The 23,358-nt window shown below is 66.5% G+C and carries 21 protein-coding genes; 11 read left to right on the top strand and 10 right to left on the bottom strand.

The genetic code is table 11. From position 1 onward, the window contains the following. Positions 1-31 precede the first annotated feature (31 nt). The 6 genes from ON22_RS30795 to ON22_RS30770 all read left to right on the top strand — a co-directional run bounded on the left by ON22_RS30795 (position 32) and on the right by ON22_RS30770 (position 6,091). Positions 32-766, top strand: a complete 735-nt coding sequence (locus ON22_RS30795) for a FadR/GntR family transcriptional regulator (protein ID WP_033246868.1) — start codon at positions 32-34, stop codon at positions 764-766. A 151-nt stretch (positions 767-917) separates the two neighbouring features. Then, entirely contained in the window at positions 918-1,475 is a 558-nt protein-coding gene (locus ON22_RS30790) for a MaoC family dehydratase (RefSeq protein WP_033246767.1), read from the top strand. Then, complete coding sequence (locus tag ON22_RS30785; RefSeq protein WP_033246768.1) at positions 1,472-2,686, top strand: CaiB/BaiF CoA transferase family protein; 1,215 nt, start codon at positions 1,472-1,474, stop codon at positions 2,684-2,686. Before ON22_RS30790 ends, ON22_RS30785 begins: the two co-directional genes overlap by 4 nt. After that, positions 2,683-4,053, top strand: a complete 1,371-nt coding sequence (locus ON22_RS30780; protein WP_033246769.1) for an MmgE/PrpD family protein — start codon at positions 2,683-2,685, stop codon at positions 4,051-4,053. The genes ON22_RS30785 and ON22_RS30780 overlap by 4 nt, the downstream gene beginning before the upstream one ends. 20 nt (positions 4,054-4,073) lie before the next feature. Then, positions 4,074-5,237 (top strand): acyl-CoA dehydrogenase family protein, encoded by a 1,164-nt coding sequence (locus ON22_RS30775; protein WP_033246770.1) that lies wholly within the window; start codon positions 4,074-4,076, stop codon positions 5,235-5,237. Next, entirely contained in the window at positions 5,234-6,091 is an 858-nt protein-coding gene (locus ON22_RS30770) for an HpcH/HpaI aldolase/citrate lyase family protein (protein WP_033246869.1), read from the top strand. The genes ON22_RS30775 and ON22_RS30770 overlap by 4 nt, the downstream gene beginning before the upstream one ends. A 54-nt stretch (positions 6,092-6,145) precedes the next feature. On the opposite strand, the gene ON22_RS30765 is transcribed toward ON22_RS30770, so the two are convergent. Further along, positions 6,146-7,051 carry a LysR family transcriptional regulator gene (locus ON22_RS30765; protein WP_051158313.1) on the bottom strand — a complete coding sequence of 302 codons (906 nt, stop codon included), beginning with the start codon at positions 7,049-7,051 and terminating at the stop codon, positions 6,146-6,148. A gap of 139 nt (positions 7,052-7,190) precedes the next feature. Between ON22_RS30765 and ON22_RS30760 the strand changes: the two genes are divergently transcribed. Then, positions 7,191-8,441, top strand: coding sequence for an FAD-dependent oxidoreductase (locus ON22_RS30760; RefSeq protein ID WP_033246771.1), 1,251 nt, complete (start codon positions 7,191-7,193; stop codon positions 8,439-8,441). 61 nt (positions 8,442-8,502) lie between these two features. Further along, the gene (locus ON22_RS30755; RefSeq protein ID WP_081595951.1) at positions 8,503-9,918 is read left to right on the top strand and encodes an MFS transporter; all 1,416 of its coding nucleotides are present in this window, start codon (positions 8,503-8,505) and stop codon (positions 9,916-9,918) included. An 11-nt stretch (positions 9,919-9,929) separates the two neighbouring features. On the opposite strand, the gene ON22_RS30750 is transcribed toward ON22_RS30755, so the two are convergent. After that, on the bottom strand, positions 9,930-11,435 hold the full coding sequence (locus tag ON22_RS30750; protein WP_033246772.1) for an MFS transporter: 1,506 nt from the start codon (positions 11,433-11,435) through the stop codon (positions 9,930-9,932). A 91-nt stretch (positions 11,436-11,526) separates the two neighbouring features. On the opposite strand from ON22_RS30750, the gene ON22_RS30745 reads away from it, so the two are divergent. The 3 genes from ON22_RS30745 to ON22_RS30735 all read left to right on the top strand — a co-directional run bounded on the left by ON22_RS30745 (position 11,527) and on the right by ON22_RS30735 (position 13,975). Next, the gene (locus tag ON22_RS30745; protein WP_033246773.1) at positions 11,527-12,225 is read left to right on the top strand and encodes a TetR/AcrR family transcriptional regulator; all 699 of its coding nucleotides are present in this window, start codon (positions 11,527-11,529) and stop codon (positions 12,223-12,225) included. A 288-nt stretch (positions 12,226-12,513) separates the two neighbouring features. Further along, positions 12,514-13,095 carry a GNAT family N-acetyltransferase gene (locus tag ON22_RS30740; RefSeq protein ID WP_051743137.1) on the top strand — a complete coding sequence of 194 codons (582 nt, stop codon included), beginning with the start codon at positions 12,514-12,516 and terminating at the stop codon, positions 13,093-13,095. A 28-nt stretch (positions 13,096-13,123) separates the two neighbouring features. Further along, positions 13,124-13,975: a hypothetical protein gene (locus ON22_RS30735; RefSeq protein ID WP_033246774.1), complete on the top strand. Its 852-nt coding sequence runs from the start codon at positions 13,124-13,126 to the stop codon at positions 13,973-13,975. A gap of 3 nt (positions 13,976-13,978) precedes the next feature. Here the strand turns inward: ON22_RS30735 and ON22_RS30730 are convergent, their stop codons facing one another. The 8 genes from ON22_RS30730 to ON22_RS30695 all read right to left on the bottom strand — a co-directional run bounded on the left by ON22_RS30730 (position 13,979) and on the right by ON22_RS30695 (position 23,323). Continuing rightward, entirely contained in the window at positions 13,979-14,896 is a 918-nt protein-coding gene (locus ON22_RS30730) for an SCO2521 family protein (RefSeq protein ID WP_156052404.1), read from the bottom strand. Positions 14,897-15,072: 176 nt separating this feature from the next. After that, positions 15,073-16,065: an SCO2522 family protein gene (locus ON22_RS30725; protein WP_033246874.1), complete on the bottom strand. Its 993-nt coding sequence runs from the start codon at positions 16,063-16,065 to the stop codon at positions 15,073-15,075. A 66-nt stretch (positions 16,066-16,131) separates the two neighbouring features. Further along, complete coding sequence (locus ON22_RS30720) at positions 16,132-17,079, bottom strand: SCO2523 family variant P-loop protein (protein WP_033246775.1); 948 nt, start codon at positions 17,077-17,079, stop codon at positions 16,132-16,134. Between the two features lie 4 nt (positions 17,080-17,083). Beyond that, positions 17,084-18,943 (bottom strand): SCO2524 family protein, encoded by a 1,860-nt coding sequence (locus ON22_RS30715; RefSeq protein ID WP_033246776.1) that lies wholly within the window; start codon positions 18,941-18,943, stop codon positions 17,084-17,086. Between the two features lie 243 nt (positions 18,944-19,186). After that, positions 19,187-20,233: a CaiB/BaiF CoA transferase family protein gene (locus tag ON22_RS30710; protein ID WP_033246777.1), complete on the bottom strand. Its 1,047-nt coding sequence runs from the start codon at positions 20,231-20,233 to the stop codon at positions 19,187-19,189. Positions 20,234-20,297: 64 nt separating this feature from the next. Further along, on the bottom strand, positions 20,298-21,254 hold the full coding sequence (locus tag ON22_RS30705) for a TIGR03564 family F420-dependent LLM class oxidoreductase (RefSeq protein ID WP_033246778.1): 957 nt from the start codon (positions 21,252-21,254) through the stop codon (positions 20,298-20,300). 90 nt (positions 21,255-21,344) lie between these two features. After that, complete coding sequence (locus tag ON22_RS30700) at positions 21,345-21,746, bottom strand: cobalamin B12-binding domain-containing protein (protein WP_033246779.1); 402 nt, start codon at positions 21,744-21,746, stop codon at positions 21,345-21,347. Continuing rightward, positions 21,746-23,323 (bottom strand): methylmalonyl-CoA mutase family protein, encoded by a 1,578-nt coding sequence (locus tag ON22_RS30695; RefSeq protein WP_033246780.1) that lies wholly within the window; start codon positions 23,321-23,323, stop codon positions 21,746-21,748. Before ON22_RS30695 ends, ON22_RS30700 begins: the two co-directional genes overlap by 1 nt. Positions 23,324-23,358 lie beyond the last annotated feature (35 nt).

Genomic DNA, 23,358 nt, shown 5'->3' with positions numbered 1-23,358 from the left:
ACAGCCGATCGAAACAGAAGGACCGATGCCGGTGAGCGAACCGACGACAGGCACGGCGGCCGCCAGATCCACACCCGCGTACGCGGTACTGGCCGAGCAGCTCCGCAATCGCATCCTCTCGGGAGAACTCCCCCAGGGCGCCCGCCTGCCCAGCGATGCCGAACTCACCGCCGAATTCGGCGTCGGACGCAGCACGATCCGCGAAGCGCTGCGCTCGCTGTCGAGCCAGAACCTGATCACCACCACCCGCGGCGTCACCGGCGGTAGCTTCGTGGCCGCCCCGAGTGTCGGCCATATCAGCGCGAGCCTCGAAACCGGAGTCGCACTGATGGCCGCCGGCGAAGCCGTCACCGTGGACCAGCTCATGGAGGTCCGCAACCTCATGGAGGTGCCCGCAGCAGGGATCGCCGCATTCCGGCGCACGGAGGAACACCTCACCGAACTCCGCGAGGCGATCTTCGATCCCGACGGCGTACAGGGCCCGGCGACCTTCGCCAAGAACCAGCAGTTCCATCTCGTCCTGCTGCGCGCGACCGGCAACCCACTACTGGAGCTGATCACCGCGCCGGTGTTCCGAGTGCTGTCCACCAGGTTCGGGCGCGACGATGCACCCGGCGGCTTCTGGCGGTGCGTCGATCACGATCATCGCGCAATCCTGGAGGTCGTGACCGCGGGCGATTCGATGGCCGCCATCGATCTCATGCGAAGGCATCTCGACCACCTGGGCGACTCCTACCGGCAGATGGACCGGCTTCGCACCGAGTAGCCCAGAAGCCAACAGCTCTAAACATCTGCTTTTTAAAGCGGTAACCAACCACCAAACACCTGCACTCCTGCGCAGATATTCACTCTTGACGTTCTAAATGTCTGATGTATTGTCCAAAGGGCACATCGGCCGAATGAACTAAGGAGACACGGTGGCAGTGCATCAGGCCGTCCTCGGACGCTTCTTCGAGGACTACGTCGTGGGTGACGTGTACCAGCACCCCATCGGACGGACGCTCTCCGAAGCCGACAACACATGGATCACGTTGCTGTCGATGAACACCAACCAGAACCATTTCAACACCCATCTCGCCGAGCAGAACCCGATCACCGAAGGCCGCGTGATCGTGAACTCGGGCCTGACCGTCGCCGTGATCCTCGGGCTCTCGGTGCTCGATATGAGCCAGAACGCCATCTCCAACCTCGCGTTCACCGATATCAAGATGTCGCACCCGGTCTACGCCGGCGACACGCTGTACGCCGAAAGTATCTGCACCGGCCTGCGCAAATCCGGGTCCCGTCCCTACGCCGGCATCGTCTCGATGATCACCCGCGGGCTCAACCAGGACGGCGTCGAAGTCATCTCCTGGAAACGATCGGTCATGGTCGCCACCCGGGAAAGCGGTATCGGCCAGAACTACTTCCCGCAGGCCGTGAACGGCCCGCTCGAGCTGCCCGCCGAGCCGGAACCGAAAGAGGCCCAGGCATGAAACCACTCGCAGACGTCCGCATCATCGCGCTCGAACAGTACGGGGCAGGCCCGTTCGGCAGCGTCCACCTGGCCGACCTGGGCGCCGACGTCATCAAAATCGAAGACCCCAACGCGGGCGGCGATGTGGGCCGCTACGTACCGCCCTACAACGAGGGTGAGGACTCGCTGTTCTTCGAAACCTTCAACCGCAACAAGCGCAGCCTCTCGCTGGATGTATCGAATCCGGCCGGCCGCGCGGTGTTCGAAGACCTGGTCCGCTCCGCGGACGCCGTCTACTCCAACCTGCGCGGTGATGTTCCCGCCAAGATCGGCATCACCTACCGGGATCTCGCGCACCTCAATCCCGCCATCGTCTGCTGCAGTCTCACCGGTTTCGGAATGACCGGCCCGCGCGCGAAAGAACCCGGTTACGACTACATCCTGCAAGGCCTGGCCGGCTGGATGAGTCTCACCGGCGATCCGGACGGCCCGCCCACCAAATCCGGGCTCTCCCTGGTCGACTTCTCGGGCGGTTTCGTGGCCGCGCTCAGCCTGCTGTCCGGCCTGCACGCCGCCAAACGCGACGGTATCGGCGGCGACTGCGATGTCTCGCTCTACGACACCGCGATGTCACTGCTCACCTATCCCGCCACCTGGCATATGAACGCCGGTTTCGAACCGGCACGCACCAAGAACTCAGCCCACCCGTCTCTGGTGCCGTTCCAAGCCTTCGAGGCCCGCGACGGATGGCTGATCGTGGGCTGTGCGAAGGAGAAGTTCTGGCAGCGGCTGGTGGTCGCCATCGACCGGCCCGAACTCGCCGACGACCCCCGTTTCACCGACTTCACCCAACGCGGAATGCATCGGGCCGAACTCCTCGCGATCCTGGAACAGGTCTTCGCGTCGAACACTGTCGCCCACTGGCTGTCACTGCTCGGACCGGCGGGGGTGCCCTCGGGTCCGATCAACGACGTCGCGCAGGCCATGGCCGAACCGCACACCATCGCCCGGGATCTCATCGTCGAAACAGCCCACCCGGTGTACGAAACCGTCCGCCAGCTCGCGTCCCCCGTCCGGTTCGGCGCACAACGACCGGACTACCGGCGCGCACCCTCGCGCAACGAACATTTCGACGAGATAATCGGCAGCGAACTGGGTTACGACGCCGAGCAGATCGCACAGCTCACCGCCCGCGGCGCCTTCGGCGCGGTGCCTGCGGAGACCCCGTGAGCTCCCGGGATCTCGCCGCCTGGGCCGGACAGCTGACTTTGGACGATCTGCCCGGTCACGTCCGGCACGCGACGACTCGCCACCTGCTCGACGGTATCGGCAATGCCGTCGCCGCCCGGCGGCTCGGCCACGGCCGGGCGGGCTGGTCGGTCGCCGCCGCGTTCGGCGGCCCGCCCGAGGCCCGCCCCTTGACCGGCGGCCACGCCTTTTCCGCCCCTGCCGCCGGTATGGCGACCGCCGTCCTCGTCCACGCCCTGGACTTCGACGACACCCACGCCGGCGCCCTTGTCCACGCCACTGCCGTCGCCCTGCCCGCGGCTTTCGCCGTCGGACAGCAGGTAGGTGCGACCGGCGTCCAGATCCTGACCGCCACCACGGTCGGCCTGGAAACTGCCTGCCGGCTCGGCCTGGCCAGCCCGCACGGTTTCCACAGCCGCGGCCTGCACGCCACCGGCGTGGTCGGGCCGCTGGCCGCCGCGCTCGTCACGGGCACCCTGTCCGGTCTCACCACTGATCAATCGGTCGACGCCCTCGGTATCGCGGGGTCCGCCGCGGGCGGGCTGCTCGAATTCCTCGACACCGACGCCGACACCAAAGCCCTGCATCCCGGCACCGCCACTCTCAACGGCATCCTCGCCGCCCGCCTGGCCGCCGCGGGCGCCACCGGTCCGTCATCGGTGCTCGAGGGTCGGCGCGGACTGTACGCGGCACTGTCGGCACGCGACGCCGATATCGCCGTCGTGACAGCCGGGCTCGGCTCCCGCTGGGAATCCGCCGCCATCGGGATCAAGCCGTATCCGAGCTGCCAGCTCATGCACGTCACGCTCGATGCCGTGAGTGCCGCACTCGACGGGCAACGGGTCGACCCTGCCCGCATCACCGATATCGAAGTGCATGTGCACCCCGACTCCCTTCCCATCGTGTGCGGGCCGAACGCGGGTGTCGCCGCCCCGCGCAGCACCTACGACGGGAAATTCGATCTGCCGTGGAGCGTGGCGGCGCTGCTTCACGACGGCGCCGTCGATATCGCCACCTACACCCCTGCTTCCATCGCCCGCGACGAGGTCCTCGCCACCGCCGCCAAGGTGCGGGTCGTGGTGGCCGCCACCGGCGGCCCCGCCGCGGCCGCACCCGGCCACGCCGTGCTCACCCTGGACGACAGCCGCGTGCTGGACGGTCGTGTCGCGGGCAGCCGCGGCACCGTCGCTCTCCCCCTCGACGACGCCGAGCTGCGAGCGAAATTCCTCGCCAACTGCGCGGACCATCCCGCCGCCGGCGAACTCGCCGACCGCGTCTCCGCCCTCGCCGACGAGCCGGACCTGTCCGCGATCCTCGATCTCGCCGCTACCGTCGCCACCCCGAACTGACGATTCCCAGGAGCCCCACCGTGGATTTCACCTTCGACGAACAGCAGCTCGATTTCCGGAACGCCCTGCGGCACTTCGTCGACAAGGAGATCGTGCCGGTCGCCAACGAGTGGGAACGTTCCGGCCGCTATCCCACCGAGATCGTCGACCATATGAAGGCCATGGGCTTGTTCGGCATCACCACCCCGGAGGAGTACGGCGGCATCGACCTGGACAAGGTCTCGTTCACCCTCGTCTACGAAGAACTCGCGCGCGGCTGGATGGGTATCGCCGGTATCGTCGGTAGCCACAATCTGTCGTGCTGGATGATCAACAAACACGGCACCGAACAGCAGAAGCAGCATCTGCTGCCCGAGCTGGCGAGCGGCCGGTGGCGCACCGGTATCGGCCTCACCGAGCCCGGGGCGGGCACCGATCTGCAAGGTATCCGAACCACCGCACAACGCGACGGTGACCACTACATCGTCAACGGCGCCAAAACCTGGATCACCAACGCCCGCTACGCGAACGTCCTCCCCGTGCTGGTCAAAACGGATCCCGCCGCCACCCCACCGCACAAAGGTATGAGCATTCTGCTCATCGATACCGAAACCGCAGGCTTCGAGGTGCAACGCGATCTCGGCAAGCTCGGCTACAAGGGCACCGAATCCTGTGAGATCCTGCTCGACAATGTCCGCGTGCCCGCCGACGCCCTGCTCGGCGGTATCGAAGGCCGCGGTCTGCAGCAGGCGCTGTCCGGGCTCGAGATCGGCCGCCTCAATATCGCCGGGCGCAGTGTCGGCATCGCTCAGGCCGCCTACGATGCTGCTCTCGCCTATGCCAAGGAACGCACCGCGTTCGGGCAGCCCATCGCCGAATTCCAGGCCATCCAGCTCAAGATCGCCGATATCGCCACCCAGTTGCAGGCCGCCCGGCTCATGACCTATTGGGCGGCCTCGCAAGCCGATTCGGGCAAACGCGTCGATATGGAAGCCGGGATGGCGAAGTATTTCGCGTCCGAGACCGCCATCACCGCCAGCCTGGAGGCCATGCGTATCCACGGCGGCTACGGCTACTCGACCGAATTCGTCGTCGAACGCCTCTACCGCGATGCTCCCCTCATGGCGATCGGCGAAGGCACCAACGACATCATGCGCACCATCATCGCCAAGGCTCTCGTCGCGGGCACCGGGGTCATCGGCTGAGCGGACCGCTGACCTGTCTCTATGTCCCCGGCGACCGGCCGGAGCGGTTCGGCAAAGCCCTCGCCTCCGGCACCGACGCCATCGTCCTCGATCTCGAAGACGCCGTCACCGCCGCCCGCAAACCCGAGGCCCGCGCCCATATCGCCGAGTGGGTCGCGACCACCGATCCCGGACGCGTGCAGGTATGGGTGCGAGTGAACCCGGGCGCGCTACAGGAGGAAGACATCCAGGCGGTGGCCCACCCGCGGCTCACCGGCTTCTGGTTACCCAAGGTCGGCTCCGCCGCGGAAGTCGAGCAGGTCCACGCCTTACTGGCCCGCACACCTGCCTCGGAGGCCGCCTTGTCGGCCATGATCGAAACTGCTGCGGGTCTCTTCGCGGCACCCGCTATCGCCCGCGCTCCCCGCGTCCGATTCCTGCAACTCGGCGAAGTGGACCTGGCCGCAGATCTCGGCATCGATCCCGGAACCAGCGGCGACGCGCTGCTTTTCGCCCGCAGCCAGATCGTCGCCGCGAGCGTCGCGGCCGGAATCGAACCGCCCCCGGCCGCGGTTTCGCGCAACTTCCGGGATCTCGACGCATTCCGTTCCGATACGCGCACCCTCGCCGGTCTCGGGTTCGTCGGGCGGGCCTGTATCCATCCGGCCCAGCTCGAACCGGTACGAGTGGTATTCACCCCGGCGCCGGAAGCCGTCCGAGAAGCCCGCGCTGTGCTCACGGCGCTCGAGACCACCGAATCGGGTGTCGCACTCGATGCGGACGGGTTCCTGATCGACGAGGCGGTCGCCCGGCAGGCGCGCCGGCTCGTCGAACGCGCCGAAACACCGGACGCGGGAGAGCGACCGGGTCGATGATCCCGCGATGGGCCCGACAGGACCATACGACGACAGCGGAACTGCCGAACCGGTTCAATCTGCCGCAATCGGAACCTGCCGGTTCACCCACCGGGCGTATCGGACGATCAGTTCCCCGCTCGCCTCGACCGCGGCGCGGGCCCGTTCCGCGCGTACCAGCCAGGTCCGCATCGGGAACGCCGGTTCCACCAATTCGATCCACGGCCAGCCCGGTAGCAACCGGTGCGCGCTGGCCTCACTGAGCAGCACCGCGTGTGAGCCGGTAACCTTCGCGCAGGCCAGGGCATTTTCGACGAAGGACGCGAACTGCCAGATCGGTGCGATACCGGTCTCGTAGGCGACCGAGATCAGCCGGTCGTGTTCGGCCGGGATCTGTTCGCGGGCGTGCGCGAGGACGCGGAGACCGTCGAGTTCGACCAGCGGGCAGGTAACCCGTTCGGCGAGAGGATGGTTCGGCCGGACCGCGAGACCGAACGGTTTCTCGAACAGCGTGGCCGAGTGCAGGTTCGACGGCGGATGCTGGTGGACGATTCCGATATCGAGGCGGCCTTCCTGCACCGAGCGCAGTTGGACACTGCTGTTCGCGTCGGTGAAATCGATACGGATATCAGGGGTTTCGTCGCGGAAAGCGTGGATGAGCCCGGTCAGCCAGTCGGCGGGGAGGCCCGGCGGTAAGCCGATGGAGATCAGTTCGCGGGCAGCGGAGGCGGAGCGGGCCACGTCACGGGTGGTGGCGGCGAGCCCGAGTAGATGGGCCGCGTGCTGGTAGAGGGCGGCGCCGGCGGCGGTCGGTTCCACTCCGCGCGGGATGCGCTCGAGCAGATCGATACCGCATTCGCGTTCGAGTTCTTTGATCTGCCGGGTGAGCGCCGGCTGCGACATCACGAGGCGCTGCGCCGCGCGGGAGATCGAGCGTTCTTCGACCACCGCCACGAAGTATCTGAGATGCCGTAGTTCCACCCGTACAGCTTGCCATACCTACCAGGTATGGCCGATCGCCGAAATGAGCATTGGACGTGAGGCAAAGGTATCCATCATGGTGTGACTCAGTCCACAGGTGTTCCCCGGCCGGCCGCCGGGAAGGGATAGGAGCCCAACGGTGACGCTCACAGAGCATGTCGATGTCGTAGTTGTCGGAGGTGGCGCCGGCGGGATCGCGGCGGCGGTCGGTGCCGCGCGCAGTGGGGCGCGGGTCCGGTTGATCGAGCGGTACCCGTTCCTGGGCGGTGCGGCGACGAACAGTTCGGTGCTCACCTTCTGCGGTTTTTTCGACCAGACCCACGAAACCGTTGTCGCCGGGGTGGGCGGCGAGGTCCTGGACCGGTTGCGTGCTCGCGGGGTGTACACGGAGAAGGTCATGGGCTGGACCGGTAACCGGATCGTGCTGCTGGACGCCGAGACCACGAAGATCGTCTGCGACGAGATCGTCGCCGATGCGGGGGTGGAGACCCGGCTGCATTCCACCCTTGTCGGGGCGACGCGACGCGACGGCGCGATCACCGAGGTCGAGATCGCCCACCGGGGCGGCACCGAACGTCTCACGGCCGATGCCTTCATCGATGCCAGCGGCGACGGTGCGCTACTGGCACTCGCCGGGGCGGCGGTGCGCACGGTGGACCTTGCCGACCGGCAGACGAACACCCTCGTCTGCCGTTTCGGCGGGGTCGCCGAAACGGCAGACCTCTCGACCGGCGGTATGCGCGCCGCGGTGGCCGCCTACAACGAGGGAACCGGTGCCGGCCTGCCCCGCGACCACGGGATTGCGGTCCGGCTGCCGGTAACCGGTGAGGTGATAGCGCTCCTGGTCGACGAACACTTCGACACCCTCGACGCGCAGCAGATCAGTGCCGCGGAAGCCAGTGCCCGCGCGCAGTCCTGGCGCTATCTCGATGCATTGCGCAAGGGTATGGCCGGATGGCAGCAGGCCTACCTGGTCACGTCCGGCCCGCAGATCGGCATCCGGGAGAGCCGGCGATTGGTCGGCAAAACCATGATCACTGCCGGCGATGTGCGGGGGGCGCGCAAACGTCCCGACGAATCCATCGGACGCTGCGGCTGGCCGATCGAGGATCATGCCGGGCCGGGGGTGACCCACTACGAGGAGATCGATGGCGGGCGCTGGTACGACGTCCCCTACGATGCCATCCGGTGCGCCGACACCGGCAATGTGTGGGGTGTCGGCCGGTTGACCAGCTCGGACGACGAGGCGTTCGCCTCGGTACGGGTGATGGGCACCGCCTTCGCCACCGGACACGCCGCGGGTATCGCCGCCGCACAGTACAGCGAGGGCCGGCGTCACGATCTGCCCGGTATCCGCCGCGCCCTGCTCGCGCAGGGAGCGATCGTATGAGCCGGCCGCACGCGACACCCCAGCATTCCCAGCCGTCATCCCGCGAATCGGAGCACACCGCATGAGCAAGTCGAGCCCGGAGACGGCAGCGCCGCGTGACCACGCCGGCCCGCGGATGAGCGTCCGGCACTCCTCCGCCTACCGGTGGGTCGTCCTCACCATGTGCTGGGCAGCCTTCACCATGACATCGGTCGACCGGTCGACCTGGGGGCCGGCCTCGGCGTCGGTCAGCGATTCGCTCGCTGTGCCGATCGCCGCGATCGGCATCTTCGCGACTTGCTACTACATCGGTTACGTCGCCTCCAATGCCTTCGGTGGCTTCCTCACCGACTGGCTGGGTGGGCGGATGATCCTCTCGCTCACCGGACTGGTCGCCGGTTCGTTCATGATCGTTTTCGGCACCATCGAATCGATCACTGCCGGGTTGATCGTGCAGGGCATCGTGGGATTGTTCGCGGGTGCCGACTACGCGGGCGGACTCAAACTCATCGCGACCTGGTTCTCGCCCGCGCAGCGCGGGTTCGCGATGGGTGTTTTCATGACCGCGACCTCGCTCGGCACCGTTATCGCCAACGCCGTGGTCCCCCGGTTGATCGAGGCCTCGGGGTGGCGCGAGTCGTATCACGTATTCGGCATCGTCACCGTCGTCATCAGCGTGCTGTGTTTCGTCCTGCTCCGTGATCGGCCGCAGGGAGCCACCGAGCAGACGGCACCGCAGAAATCTCGGGCCGGCGCGCTACCGGATCTGCGGCCGCTGCTGCGCAACCGCGATCTGCTCCTGCTCGCCGTCACGGGATTCGGCGGACTGTGGGGTACCTACGGCTTCGTCACCTGGTCGAATACGCTCATGGTCAAGGCCAACGGTATCGATCCCGTCGACGCCGGAACGGTTCTGGTGATCTTCGCCGGGGTCGCCGTCCTGGCGAAACCCATGGTCGGATGGGTCACCGACCAACTCCGGCTGGGCCAGAAACTGCCGATCATCGTGATCCTGGTCGTCTTCGGCGGAACTCTGCTCACCTTCGGATCGCTGTCGAGCCTCACCCAGTTCCTCTGGTGCGCGCCACTGCTGGGACTGGGCGCCTACGCCTACTCGCCGCTCACCGCCGCGCTGACCCCGGCCCTCGCGGGTCGCGACCTGGTCGGCTCCGCAGCCGGTGGAGTCAACGCGATCTGGCAGCTCGGCAGTGTGGTGGTGCCCGCGGTGGTCGGTTTCGTCTTCCACGCCACCGGTTCGTTCTACGCGGCGTTCATCGTGCTGGCGATCGGTCCGTTCGCCGGGGCGGCCACCTGCTGTTTCATCCGATCCGACAGGCCCCGCAAGAGCGGAACCTCCGGGCACACCGACCGCCCGGACCCCGCCGATCACAAGGTCACTGTCCAGCGGCAGACGAGCAAGGGCCGATCTCGCCGCCGAGCACCGGCAGCGAGGTCGATCCGCGTGGCCGACCGGTCGAGCACGACGGCCGAGCGCTGAGGAACCTGCCGTTATGCGTGCTCGGCCGGTTTCCGCTCGGCTGAGCGAGTCCGGCGCGGGAGGCTGACCAGTACGACCACTGCCATCACCAGCAGTACGGCCGCCCCGGCCGTGGTCGCCACGTGCATACCGCTGACGAACGATTCCCGCGCCGCGTGCACCAGGGCCGGGTCGTCCTCGGCGAATTGGATGGTCTCGCCGATGGTCGGGGCGAAATCGCCGCCGGAGCGGAAGATCACCGCCGCCAGCGATCCGAACAGGGCCAGCCCGAGGGCGTTGCCGAGTTCGAAACTGGTTTCCGAGATGCCCACCGCGGAACCGGCCCGCTCCGGCGGCACCGATGAGACGGCCACTTCCGATACCAGCGTGAACACGATGCCGTAGCCGACACCGGCGAGCGCCGATCCCGCCACATACCAGCCGACCCCACCGTCCACGCCGATACCGAGCAGCATCAGGTTGCCGATCGCGGCCGCCCCGAGTGCCGACGCGAACGCGCCCCGGCCACCCAGCCATTGCGCGACCCGCGACCCCTGCATCGAGAACACGAATACCGTCACCGCCATCGGGATACCCAGCAGCGCGGCCGCCAGCGGGTCACGGCCGGTGACCGACTGCAGGTAGACGCTGGCCAGGTAGCTCAGGCCCGCCAGCGACATCATCCCGGCCAGGCTGGACCCGATCGCGACCGAGAACGGACCGTTCCCGAACAACTGCAGATCCAGCAACGGTTCACTGATCCGCCGCTGCCGGCGCACGAAGAGGGTGAGGAGTGCGCCGCCGACCACGGCCGATACCAACGTCACCGAGTCGATGCCGAATTCGGCGGCATGCTTCACCGCGTACACGGCCGGCAGGATGCCGCCGATCGACAAGACGACGCTCGGCAGATCCAACGGGCCCAGCGTGGTCGACCGGTGTTCGGGTAAGAGCAGCCGGCCGAACACGAGCAGGACCAGAAGTACCGGGACGTTGATCAGGAATACCGACCCCCACCAGAAGTGGTGCAACAGCACTCCGCCGATGATCGGGCCCACTGCCGAACCGCCCGCGAAGAACGCCGTCCACACACCGATCGCGGTGGCACGCTGCCGGGCATCCGAGAACAGGGTGCTGATCAGTGACAGGCTGGACGGCAGCAGGGTCGCGCCGCCGATACCCATCAGCGCCCGCGCCGCGATCAGTACCTCGGCGCTCGGCGCGAACGCCGCGAGTACCGACGCGACCCCGAACATCATCGCGCCCGCCAGCAGGATGCGCCGCCGGCCGATCCGGTCGCCCAGGTTGCCCATGGTGATGAGCAGCCCGGCGATGAGGAATCCGTAGATATCGAGAATCCACAGCTGCTGGGCGGCCGACGGGTCCAGGTCGACGGTCAGTGTCGGCAGGGTCAGGAACAGCACGGACATATCCATCGACACCAGCAGCACCGGCAGTACAAGGACGGCCAACCCGAGCCAGGCGCGCCGCGAGCCGCCCGTATCCGGCGCGGCGTGCACTGCCTCCACGTTCGTCATCAACCATTCCCTTTCCCTGTCGCGTACGGCGTACGCACGAGCCGGGGTACAGTGTACGCATGTCAGACCCGCGGTCGAAGCCAGATATCCGATGACCGAACCGAAGCTCACCAGAACGGCCATCGTCGATACCGCTATCTCCCTCGCCGATACCGACGGTCTCGATGCGTTGTCCATGCGGCGTATCGCCGACCGGATGGGAGTGGGCGCGATGTCGCTGTACCGGCATATCGCGAACAAAGATGTGCTGATCGCCGCCATGGCCGACGAGGTGGCGGGCCGCTACCCCTACCCGTCCGTCGAGGGCAAGAACTGGACCTGGCGGGATCGGGTACGGATCGCCGGCGAGATCGACTGGGAGCTGTACCAGCGGCATCCGTGGGTGCTCCTGGCCTTCGCCACACCCCGCTACGGCTTCGGGCCCAGCAGCCTCGAATGCCTGGCCTGGCTCGTCGAAGGTTTCCGGGAACTCGAGGTCACCACTCACGAAGCCACCGAGATGTCGTTCGCGGTCTGGAACTACATCTCCGGTGCCACCCTCCCCCACATCAGCTCCTCGCTGATGACACGCAAGGGAGCCGACAGCACGGACGAGAACGGGCTGCGGTCACTACTGGCCGGCTACCCGATTCACCCGACCCCACCCGCACTATCGGAACTACACGGCACCGGCGGCCACTTCGCCCAGGTGGACCTGCTACACCTCGGCCTGACTGCCCTGTGCGACGGTTTCGCCCTCCGCGCCGGCCGAACCACTCCGGCAGCCTCCTCGTCAAGCACAACGGGGTAGCCGATCCCGCGGCGGTGATCGCCGAACCTTCGAATCGACAGCCTCCGCCGATTCCCACCCGCGGAGGCTGCTCGATAGCTGCTCGGATTCTGCGCGAATACCGACCGGGACCGACGAGCCGAGATAGCAGCAAAGCTGCAGATGGGGCGTATTGCGCTGTCGCACAAGCTATTCTGCGGCAACCGGCGAACTGCTCACTTTTGTGGACGGACCTCGATCACCGATGCACACTCTATATAACGACGACGTTCGGCACCGATAGCCGAACTCGGGGGTGAGGCAACAGATATGACGCGTCGACCAGCAGACCGGCCGCAGTTCATCGGCGGAGCTCCACTCACCACAACCGGTGAGGCCAGACTCCGGTCTGCGCGACTGGAGGACCTGCCCATCCTGTCGGATATGGAAGAGGCCCAGTTCACCGACTTGGCCTATCCGTTCTTCATCCTGCGTCAGCTGTTCGAACTGCACAGATCACACTGGGTCGTCGCCGAAGAGGCGGGCGCGATCCTCGGGTACGCCGTGGTGGGCGTCGACGGGCAAGGCTGCGCCTGGGTGCTGAGTATGGCTGTTTCCGAACGGGCCCGCCGCAACGGCATCGGAACTCGGTTGCTGGAACACGTATTCGATCGGTGTCGTGACGCACAGGTATACCGCGTCCGGCTCACCGTGCGTCAGGAAAACACTGCTGCGGTCAAGCTGTACGAGAAGACGGGCTTCCGGCAGGTCGAGCGGGACCAGAACTATTTCGGCACCGGCGAGCCGCGCGATGTACTCGAACTCCGGTTCGATCCGGCCCCGCGACGCTGGGACAGTTCCGCTTCCGACGGCCCCCAATGGGTCAAACGCCCACGCGGTCAGCAGTTCTGACCCAGCCATTCGTTCGAGGGGACCCCATATGCCGGATAACGCCGATCAGACCCCACCCGCGGTACGGTCCATGATCGACCTCATCGGTCGTCAATCCGCGCACTACGCGCTGCGTCTGGACGAGCTGGGAACCGTCCAGGACAACGGCAAGCCACTGACCGAACGGAATCTGCTCGCCAATTTCCATCAGCGGGTCGAACAGGTCGTCGTCGAATACGAGAAATCCAATGTTCCGCCGCGTGGTGATGCCCTCGTATTCGAGCAGGTGCACCGGCCGAGCCCGGACGATCCCGATGTTCTGGACGGCCGGGCCGCGAGCATTCGGAAACTGCTCGCGCTGGAGGTGGAGTTCCGCGGGCCCCGCCGGCTCAGCGGTACGCAGAACATGTATCTCGCCGAACTGTACGAAGTGCTCGGCGGGGTACTGAAGAAGAGCGGGTTGCCCGCGCACGCGGCACTCGCCTACAAACGCGCCACCTACTGTTTCGATGTCGCCGAAGATGTCACGGCCCAGGACCGCTGCCGCCTGGCACGGGCCCGGGCCAAGCGGCAGGCGACGATGCCGCGGTGGCGGCGTATCCCGGGCTTCATCTCGGATATGTTGTGCGGGTATGGGTTCAAACCCTTCCAGTTGCTGGCCTGGATCGCGGTACAACTGGTCCTGTTCACCCTCCTGTACTGGATATGGGAAGGGGATGCACTGGGCTGGCCCTCGCTGGCGGCTGCGGCCAAGGTGTGTTTCGCCAACTATCTCAATCCGATGGACGTCCCTGAACTCAACGCCCGAGCCCAGGTTCTGTTGCTGGTCGAATCCTGGACCGGAATCATCTTCCTGTCGGTGCTGTTCGCTCTGCTGGTGCGCCGCTGGTTCCGATTCTGATCCTTACAAGGAGTTCTCGTGCATGGCCTTCCATGTCGAGACCAGCAACCGGTTGCGCATATGCCCGACCGTGCGAAGCCATTGCGCGGCGAGGTCGGGTTCCTCGGCCAGCTGCGCCCACAGGTCACGCAGGCCCGGTGGGGTATGAGCGCCGGGAACCCACAGATGCGCGAGATGTTCCAGTACCGGGGCGAGAATATCCACGGATTCGTTCGTGCCCGGACCTGCCAGGTCCGCCCGCTCGACTGCGTCGGACGCAACGCTCAGCAGCCAATCGTGAGCGGCCAGGTCTTCGCAAAAGCGTTGCACGGCGTCGAGTTCCGATTCCGTGGGCACGACGATCAGCGCCGTCCTCGTCAGGTCATCGTGTACCCGGAACGCCACCTGCGGCCGCGTGAGGTCGCCCACCCGGGCCGCCCAGCGCAGCCGGAGGGTTCCGGCCCGCAGCGGGGCCTCGTTATCGAGACGGCGCAGCCCGATCCGGCCGAGGAGCCGGTCGGTCGGCGAGGTCAGATCGAGGGTCGCCGAGCTCGGACGGTCGCCGAGGAAACCCTCCGCCAGACGTGCCGGTGTCTCGTGGGTGACCCTGGTCATCACCTCGAGAACGCCCACCCGGCTCAGATAGTGGAACCACCCCTGCCGTTTGTCCGATGCCGAACGGGTCACCGAACACCGGGCCGAACTCTGCACGATCCGTCCCCCCACCACGGTCGCGCGCAAGGCCATGGTGCCGACCGCTCGCACTGCCGGATGCCTCGCGACAGCGAGCCCGCAATCCACCCCTTCGGCGACCGGCGGCGATATCCCCAGCGATACCGGCCGTTCCCGCCACCGCACTCGGTGGTCGGGGCTGAATTCGAGCAGCTCCCGGACCTCCCCGTGCTGTAGCGCGGTGGCCGTCGGCAGCAGGGAGGTGCTCACCTCACCGAACATCGCGAGGATGCCGGGCGGCGCATGCGGCGGTGCCGGCGGCGACGGCGTGCGCGGTTGGCCGGCCGCGGCACGGGCGAGAACCCGGACGGCCCGGCCTCTGCCCTGTGCGCGGGCAGAACGGCGGGCAGAACCACGCGGTGGCTCTGCGGCAACGGATCCGGACATCAGGATCCGGCCAGCAGATGATGCTCGAGCCGCTCCGCGACCCGCCGGGACACCGCGATGTTCTCGGCCCGGCCACGTTCGACCACCTGCTCGACCACGTCGTGGTCGAGCTGGATGTGATCGAGAATGACCCGGACCGCGTGTTCTATACCGACGTAGCGCATCGGCAGAATCGACAGCGAACGGTAGGCGGCGAACGGTTTGGCGGTCGGTTCGATCTGGATGACCGAAGGAAGATCCTCCCAGCGGTCCGGCCAGCGTTCCGGGTTCCGCTGCGGTTCCACAGGGGGCCGTCCCTCATATCGCAGCATGCCCAGCCGCAGCAGTTGCCAGATCGCCGCCAGATACGGACACGACCATTTGGGAGTATCCACGCCCTGGTTCGAGTGGTCCCACATTTCGACATCGAGGAATATCGAATGCCCGCGGCGGCCGAATTCCTCAGGCGGCCGATACTCCTGCTCGGGATGCAATGCCTGCCCGCGCTCTTGGTCGGTGGCCCGTTTTCCGTTGCACAACCACCCGGACTCCGCCGTCGGCGGCCGACGGCCGTTCTCTCCCTGGTAGGGCTCGGCGACGATCCGGTGCCGCACCATTTCGGCCAGCGCTATCGAGGGAGTGCGCACGATCCCGTCGCGAACGACCTCGGGAACATCGGCGCAGCCCGCTTCCCGGGCCACATAGTCGATCCGCAGGCCACAGTCGTGGGCCGTGTCCAGTATCTTGTCGAGAATTACGCGCGGGTCGGTATCGGGCCGGAAGTAGTCGTCGACGAGAAAGCAGGTGCTGATCCGGGCCCGGTCCCCGAATTCGTCCTGCGCGGACCGGGTGAACGCGTCGAGCAATGGCACGATACGCCGGAACTGCTTTTGAATGCGGTCTACCCCATTGACCAGATCCTGCATCAGGAAGTGGCCCACCTCGACCGATATATGCGACAACGGCACAGCGCTGACTCGTCCGAGTTCGCCGGCCTCGCTGTAATCTGCCACATTCTCCACGTGGTCGGATGCCTGTTCTGCGAACGATGTCGCGGTCGAATGATTCCGGACGGTTGTCTAGTTCAGTGGTACCCATGTGCGCGGATCGAGCAACCGATCACCGAGGTGGTCGAAAGCTTCGACGGTCGAGCGGTTCGCGATCTGCTTCTGCACGTCGACATCGAGGATCAATTGCTCTCGCCACTGCAGCATCGGCTCGACCGGAATCGTACCGAGCAGGGAACTCGCACCGATCTGAAGCTCTCCGGCGAGTTCGTTCAGGATTCGATCTTGCCGGTGCAGCCAGGCGGCCTGCGGGGCCGCTCCCCCGCGGATTCGGTCGACCTGGGGCACAGCGGTCCGCACGAAGCGGATATTGCTCAGCAGTTCGTCACGATCGTGCCCGGCACGTTCGCCGCAGTCGAGCAGTCCGTGGGGACCGTAGACGAGGCCGCTCGCGGCATAGATATGCTGGCGTGTCCAGCGATGGAATACCAGCCAGCGCGCCGTCCGCGCGGCCAGCACGCCCTGCGCGGTGGCGTTCACCACGATATCGAGGGCGATGGAGCGCCCCGCGCTGAGATCGACGATCGTCAGATCGAATTCCTTGTCCACCGTATGCAGCAGGCGAACGCATCGTTCGACCACCTCCGGGTCCCAGCGCCGGTCGAACTCTCCCCCGCCCTGATCGCCGGGAAACAGCACCAGATGCCCGCCTCGGCCGCGTCGGCGACGGACATCTTCCCGATCGGTCCGGTCGCGGACGTTGATACGGGCAGGCGCGCCTCCCGTTCCCAGCAGGTAGGCGTGCAGGCCGACGCCCTGACCGGCACCGTCGCGATCGACCTCGGGTGCGACCCCGCGCTCGTAGCCGCCGAGTTCGAACAGGGCCCCCGCGGTGGGTGAACCGAAATCGAAGTCGAGATAGGCAACTCGCTTGCCCCTGGAAGACAGCCGGTAGCCGATATTGCAGCTCGTCACCGAGCGCCCGGTACCCCCCTTGTCGGATGTCGCGAAGACGATCATGGGATCACATATTCCTCGTGGCATCCCGGCGTCCCGCGGCGAGCTCGTCGAGTTCGCGCAGTGCGTCGAGCGTGTGGACGAAGGCGGTCGCCGCGTCCTCCCGGATCAGCCGCCGGGCCTCATCGATATGACGTTCGACGCCGTACAGCGCCTCCCGGTTGTCGGAATAATCGTCGATCCTGACCCCGAGCATCTCCTGATCGAAACGATGTTCGGCGGTATTGAGCATGATCCGCGCCATCGATTGCAGATCGGGCCAGTTCGGGGGCGGCTCACGGTAGGTGCGGTCCGCGACGACGAAACACTCGATCATGCGCTCGGTCATGTACCACGAGGGCCGCGTCTCGGCACTGCTCTGGTTACCGCTGCCAGGAGGGTCGGCGAACGCCCCGCCGGGATCGTCCCACAGGCCGATCGCGCCTTCGCGGAGCATGCGTGCGTTGAGATGGTCCATGGTCGCCTTCGACAACTCCATGAGCTTGTCCCGCGCGGCGACATTGTTCGACAGACGGGCCGCCTGCATCATCCGCTTGAGCAGTACCGCCGCGAAGTCCGATACCTGCCACTGCAGCTGCGGGCCACCGTCCACTTCCTCGGTACCCCGCAGGGCGAGCAGAACACCGGGCTGGTGCAGTTGCACCGCCGGATCGCCACGCATCGGTCGCCGGATGATCCGGCCCCGGCCCGCCAGCTCGTCGAAAATTGCCACGGCCCTGGTCAAATCGTCGTCGGAGGCGGCGCGGGCCACGAGGTCCTGGATCAGCACGGCGGAAACGATGAGACTGTAGTAGTCGGACTGCTCGCCGTCGGAGGTCTCCCACGGAATATCCTCCAGCGGCCAGCGCCCTTCACCGAACCGGGCCACGTTCGACCAGTAGCGCTGGGTCAGCTCCCAGCGAGTACGCAGCGCTTGCGCCAGCCGGTGCTGGGTTTCGTCGAGCATGCCCAGTTCACCGGCACGCGGGGAGACCAGGTCGTTGATGCCGTCGAGGGCGACAACGGTGAAATACAGGTAAGGCCGTGACTGTGCCACCCCCGGCGCGTCCGCGATCGGCGCGGAGACGAAATCGACAGGTGAGGCGTCGTTCGCAATTCCCCACGTCCAGCCGCATTCGAAGAGCAGGGAATCGTCTTCGAGTTCCTCGACCGCCTTGTCCTGCCCGAGCGCGATATCACTGCGCAGGCGGGCCCGGACGCGCGCGAGGCCGGTCCGGATACCGGCGAGCACTGTTCGCTCGGTAGTGCCGGACTGGTTCAGCATGCGCAGGATCGCCTGGCCCTCGCGCGAGGCCGGGCGGAACGTGTTGACGACGAAGCTACGCACGAGACCGGTCATGGCGGCGGTGAGTCTGTCGCTGAGACGGGCCGACAACTCTTCGATTTGCACGGTGGATGCCCCGGGCCGGACACGGGTCCGGTAATCGCGCAGGAACCGCAAGCCGGCCATGCACAGGGTCAGCGACATCGAATAGGAGTCGACGATATCGAGCCGCTGCTGCACATCGGTCGCCGGACGGGCCTCGCTCGAGCGCAGATAGCTGCCCCCGGCGAAGATCGGCTGCCCGTCCGCGGCCGAGTTGTTCTCGATATAGGACGCCAGCAGCGACACCACGAAGGCACCGATACGTGTTGTGCCGCCGATGGGTTCGAAGACGGCCTGCACATCCTTCTCGATGCGGTCCGGGTCGTGCAGGGCGAACACGTCGATTTCGGTGGCGGGGTACAGCAGGCAGAGCAGCTGCTCGGAATCGCTGATCGAGTTGACGGAGCGGATCCCGCCCCACTGCCACTGCTCGCCGTCCCAGCAGGCGTCGATCATCGCCTTCCAGATTCCCAGAATCTGTTCTCTCGGTTGAATTCTCATCCGCCGGCGTCCTCACACCCCTCGTAGCGGTCCACCGGGCTCCCAGTCGCGTGGTACCGACCCGGTCGGCGATTGCGGGCAAAACATAGCACGCCCCGATTTCCATCGTATTCGTTGGCACCAGCGCAAAGTCAGGGTTTCGCACACCGGACTTCCAGAGCAGGACCTCACGGTGGCCGCAGCGGCTCCGGAGAGCGGAGCACCGCGTCGCGCGCCCACGCCCGACGGGTCGATTCGGCGGGGCTATTCCACGATGCGACCGTGTTCCCCGAGCCGTGGCGGCGGACGGTAGTCCGGGGTCCAGCCGGCCACCCGGATGGGCGAGGCGACCAGGCGATGCCCGCCCGCCCGGACCACCATCTCCGGGGTGTCGTCGAGTGCCTGCGGCAGGGTGCGCACCGCGGCGGCGGGAACGCCGAGCGGACGCAGGCGGGCCTCCCAGGACAGAGCGGTATCGGTACTCAGGGCGGTGGTCACCGATTCCAGCACACCGTCCCGGTCTGCCGTCCGCTCGGCCATGGTGTCGTAGCCGGTGATCCCGGCCTCCTTCGCGAACGACCGCCAGAAGCTATCGTGGGTGATGAACAGGGCCAGGTATCCGGCTGATGTCGGAAACAACTGGGCGGGAACGTAATAAGAGTGTGCGCCGTGGGGGCGCCGCTGGGGTTCGATGCCGTTGTCGAGGTAGGCGGCGGCGTGGTAGTTCAGCTGGGAGAGCATCACATCGCGCAGGGATACGTCGATCTGGCCACCTTTGCCCGAGACGATCTGGGCGAGCAGGCCGAGGGCAGCGGTGAGGCCGGTGGAGTTGTCGGCGGAGGAATAGCCGGGCAGGGTGGGTGGACCGGCCGGGTCGCCGGTGAGGGCGGCGATGCCGGTGGCGGCCTGGACCACGTAGTCGAATGCCGGGTCGTCGCCGTTGTCCAGCCCGAAACCGGTGAGTGCGACGCAGACGATTCGTTCGTTGTGGTGGCGCAGCGCCTCATAGGTCAGACCCAGTTTGCGGATGGCCGAGGGTTTCAGATTCACCAGGAGCGCATGGGATTCGGCGGCCAGCTCCGCCAGCCGCCGCTGTCCGGCAGCGGAGGTCAGGTCCAGGCAGATACTGCGCTTACCGCGGTTGAGGCTGGCGAAGTAGGAATCGCCGACCTTGCGGGAGATATCGCCCGTGGCCGGTTCGAGTTTGGTGACCTCGGCACCGAGGTCGGCGAGCATCATGGTGGCGTAGGGGCCGGCCAGCATGGTGCCCACCTCGAGCACCCGGATACCCGCCAAGGGCCCCGCGCTCATCGGAACTCCTTCGGAGCGTGGCAATGTGCTCGGCACAGGCCGACACGTCGACAGCGGGGTCGCATCATCGGAGATCCTTGGCGATCTGCGCGATCATCTCGCGAGTGCGGCGTTTCGAGGCGATCAGTTCGTCGCGGTTGTCGCCGATGGGCAGCAGGCGCACGGACAGGTCGGTCGCCCCGGCTTCCGCATAGCGGCGCAGACCCGCCGCGATGGCTTCCTCGTCGCCGGCGATGCAGATATCGCCGATATCCTTGGCTTCGCCCTTTTCCAGGAGTCGCTGGTAGTTCGGGGAAACCTCGGCTTCGCCGAGGATGCGGTTGGCGCGTTCGCGGGCGGTATCGATCTCACCGGAAGCGCACAGGCAGATGGGCAGCCCGGCGACGATACGCGGAGCTGCGCGACCGGCATCGGCGGCGGCCTTGGTGATCCGGGGAACCACATGGTCGGCGATGGCACGTTCATCGGCCATCCACAGAATCGTGCCGTCGGTGTGCTCGCCCGCGATCCGCAGCATCACCGGGCCGAGCGCCGCGATCATCACCGGTAGCGGGGCCACCGGTCCGAGATCCAGCTGGTTGTGCACAGTGAAGCTCCCGTTCGAGACCTCCACCGTCCCCGGGCCGTTCAACGCCGGATTCAGCACCTCGAGATAGTCACGCGAGTACGCGGCCGGCTTCTCGTAGGGCAAACCGAGCATGTCCTGCACGATCCAGTGGTGCGAAGGCCCCACTCCCAGCGCGAGCCGGCCACCGGCCACAGCATGCGCGGACAACGCCTGCCGGGCGAGAGCAATCGGGTGCTGCGCCTGTAACGGGACCACCGCGGTGCCGAGTTCGATCCGCTCGGTGGCGGCACCGAGCAGCGCGACCGTCACCAGCGCATCGAAATCCGTGGGGATCTGCGGTATCCACGCGGTATCCATACCGGCCGATTCGGCCCATTTGATGTCGTCGACCATCCGGGCGGCCTTACGCGCGGTATCGCCACGCTCGGGACCGATCATCACACCGATACGCACGGTTCCTCCACTCTCACAAACGAATTAAGGAGAGCCGCCGCCCACCGTCACGGCGGCGGCTCCGAACCCGGACGCCGGGCGTCCAGGAGATCAGGACGGGGCCGTGGTCCCGGTGAGCTTCCGCATTTCGGTGACCAGGACCTCGAGCGGGGTGCCGGTCGGGAATACGGCGGCGGCACCCGCCTCCTGCAATTTCTCGATATCGCCCTGCGGGATGGTGCCGCCGACGACGACCGCGATATCCCCGGCGTCGGCAGCACGCAGGGCGTCGACCACCCGTTTCGTCAGGGCCACATGGGCGCCGGACAGGATGCTCAAACCCACCACGGCCACGTCTTCCTGCACCGCGATCGAAACGATGTCCTCGATACGCTGCCGGATCCCGGTGTAGACCACCTCGAATCCGGCGTCGCGCAGAGTGCGGGCGACGATCTTCGCACCCCGGTCGTGGCCGTCCAACCCGGGTTTCGCGACCAGTACGCGCGCGGTCATCAGAACACCACCGGCTGCTGGAACTCGCCCCATACCGATTTGAGGGCGGCGGTCATCTCGCCCACTGTGCAATACGCGTTGGCACAGTCGATCAGACGATGCATGAGGTTGTCGTCTCCTTCCGCGGCCCGCGACAGCGCGGCCAGGGTGTCGCGTACGGCGGCGGAATCCCGTTCGGCCTTCACCTTGGCCAGCCGTTTCAACTGGGTTTCCCGGCCTTCGGCGTCCAGTTCGTAGGTGGAGATCTCCGGTGCCGGTTCGTCGGAGACGAATTTGTTCACGCCCACCACAGGTTTCGCGCCGGATTCGACCTCCTGGTGCAGCTTGTACGCTTCGTCGGCGATCAGGCCCTGCAGATATCCGTCTTCGATGGCGCGAACCATTCCGCCCCGGTTCTCCAGGTCGGTCATGATCTCCTTGATCGCTTCCTCCGTCTTGTCCGTGAGGGCCTCGACGAAGTAGGAACCGCCCAGCGGATCGGCCACCCGTGTGACACCGGTTTCGTAGGCCAGGATCTGCTGAGTACGCAGCGCCATGGTCGCCGATTCCTCGCTGGGCAGCGCGAACGGTTCGTCCCAGGCCGCGGTGAACATCGATTGCACGCCACCGAGCACTGCGGCCATTGCCTCGTACGCGATGCGCACGAGGTTGTTCTGGGCTTGCGGAGCGTAGAGCGAGGCGCCGCCGGCCACACAGCCGAACCGGAACATCGACGCCTTATCCGTTGTCGCGCCGTAACGTTCGCGGACGATGGTCGCCCAGCGGCGGCGCCCGGCCCGGTACTTCGCGACCTCTTCGAAGAAATCGCCGTGCGTGTAGAAGAAGAACGAGATCTGCGGGGCGAATTTCTCGATACTCATCCGGCCGCGTTCCACGACGGTATCGCAGTAGGTGACGCCGTCGGCGAGCGTGAAGGCCATCTCCTGGACGGCGGTGGCGCCCGCGTCCCGGAAATGCGCGCCCGCCACCGAGATCGCGTTGAACCGCGGGACCTCCGCGGCGCAGAACTCGATGGTGTCGGCGATCAACCGCAGCGACGGTTGCGGTGGCCAGATCCAGGTACCGCGGGAGGCGTACTCCTTGAGGATATCGTTCTGGATGGTGCCGGTGAGCTTCTCCCGGGGCACGCCTTTCTTCTCTGCCGCCGCCACATAGAAGGCGAGCAGGATCGCGGCCGTGCCGTTGATGGTGAAACTGGTACTGATCTTGTCCAGCGGGATGCCGTCGAACAGGATTTCGGCGTCGGCGAGCGTATCCACTGCGACACCCACTCGCCCGACCTCCTCCCCCACTTCGGGATCGTCGGAGTCGTAGCCGCATTGGGTGGGCAGGTCCAGCGCGACCGACAAGCCGGTGCCGCCCTGGTCGAGTAGATAGCGGTAGCGCCGGTTGGACTCTTCGGCGGTGCCGAATCCCGAGTACTGCCGGAAGGTCCACAGCCGTCCCCGGTAACCGGTGGCGTAGTTGCCCCGGGTGAACGGAAACGCGCCGGGCGCGGGCGGTTCGGTATGCCGGTCGGCCGGCCCGTAGACCGGTTCGAGCGGGATACCCGAGGAGGTATGGACTGGATCGTTCATCGTTGAATACGATACTTGCATAAAATGAGAATGCC

Origin of the sequence: Nocardia carnea NBRC 14403 (genome assembly GCF_000308515.1) — a bacterium.
Lineage (GTDB): Bacteria > Actinomycetota > Actinomycetes > Mycobacteriales > Mycobacteriaceae > Nocardia > Nocardia carnea.
The sequence above is the reverse complement of the archived record's forward strand: the minus strand, read 5'-3'. Positions and strand labels throughout refer to the sequence as shown.

Bases quoted from the DNA above. Each gene is read 5' to 3' on its own strand.
- ON22_RS30785 (WP_033246768.1), top strand. From the start codon at position 1,472: ATGAAACCACTCGCAGACGTCCGCATCATCGCGCTCGAACAGTACGGG.
- ON22_RS30755 (WP_081595951.1), top strand. From the start codon at position 8,503: ATGAGCAAGTCGAGCCCGGAGACGGCAGCGCCGCGTGACCACGCCGGC.
- ON22_RS30750 (WP_033246772.1), bottom strand. From the start codon at position 11,435: ATGACGAACGTGGAGGCAGTGCACGCCGCGCCGGATACGGGCGGCTCG.
- ON22_RS30745 (WP_033246773.1), top strand. From the start codon at position 11,527: ATGACCGAACCGAAGCTCACCAGAACGGCCATCGTCGATACCGCTATC.
- ON22_RS30740 (WP_051743137.1), top strand. From the start codon at position 12,514: ATGACGCGTCGACCAGCAGACCGGCCGCAGTTCATCGGCGGAGCTCCA.
- ON22_RS30735 (WP_033246774.1), top strand. From the start codon at position 13,124: ATGCCGGATAACGCCGATCAGACCCCACCCGCGGTACGGTCCATGATC.
- ON22_RS30720 (WP_033246775.1), bottom strand. From the start codon at position 17,079: ATGATCGTCTTCGCGACATCCGACAAGGGGGGTACCGGGCGCTCGGTG.
- ON22_RS30715 (WP_033246776.1), bottom strand. From the start codon at position 18,943: ATGAGAATTCAACCGAGAGAACAGATTCTGGGAATCTGGAAGGCGATG.
- ON22_RS30710 (WP_033246777.1), bottom strand. From the start codon at position 20,233: ATGAGCGCGGGGCCCTTGGCGGGTATCCGGGTGCTCGAGGTGGGCACC.
- ON22_RS30700 (WP_033246779.1), bottom strand. From the start codon at position 21,746: ATGACCGCGCGCGTACTGGTCGCGAAACCCGGGTTGGACGGCCACGAC.
- ON22_RS30695 (WP_033246780.1), bottom strand. From the start codon at position 23,323: ATGAACGATCCAGTCCATACCTCCTCGGGTATCCCGCTCGAACCGGTC.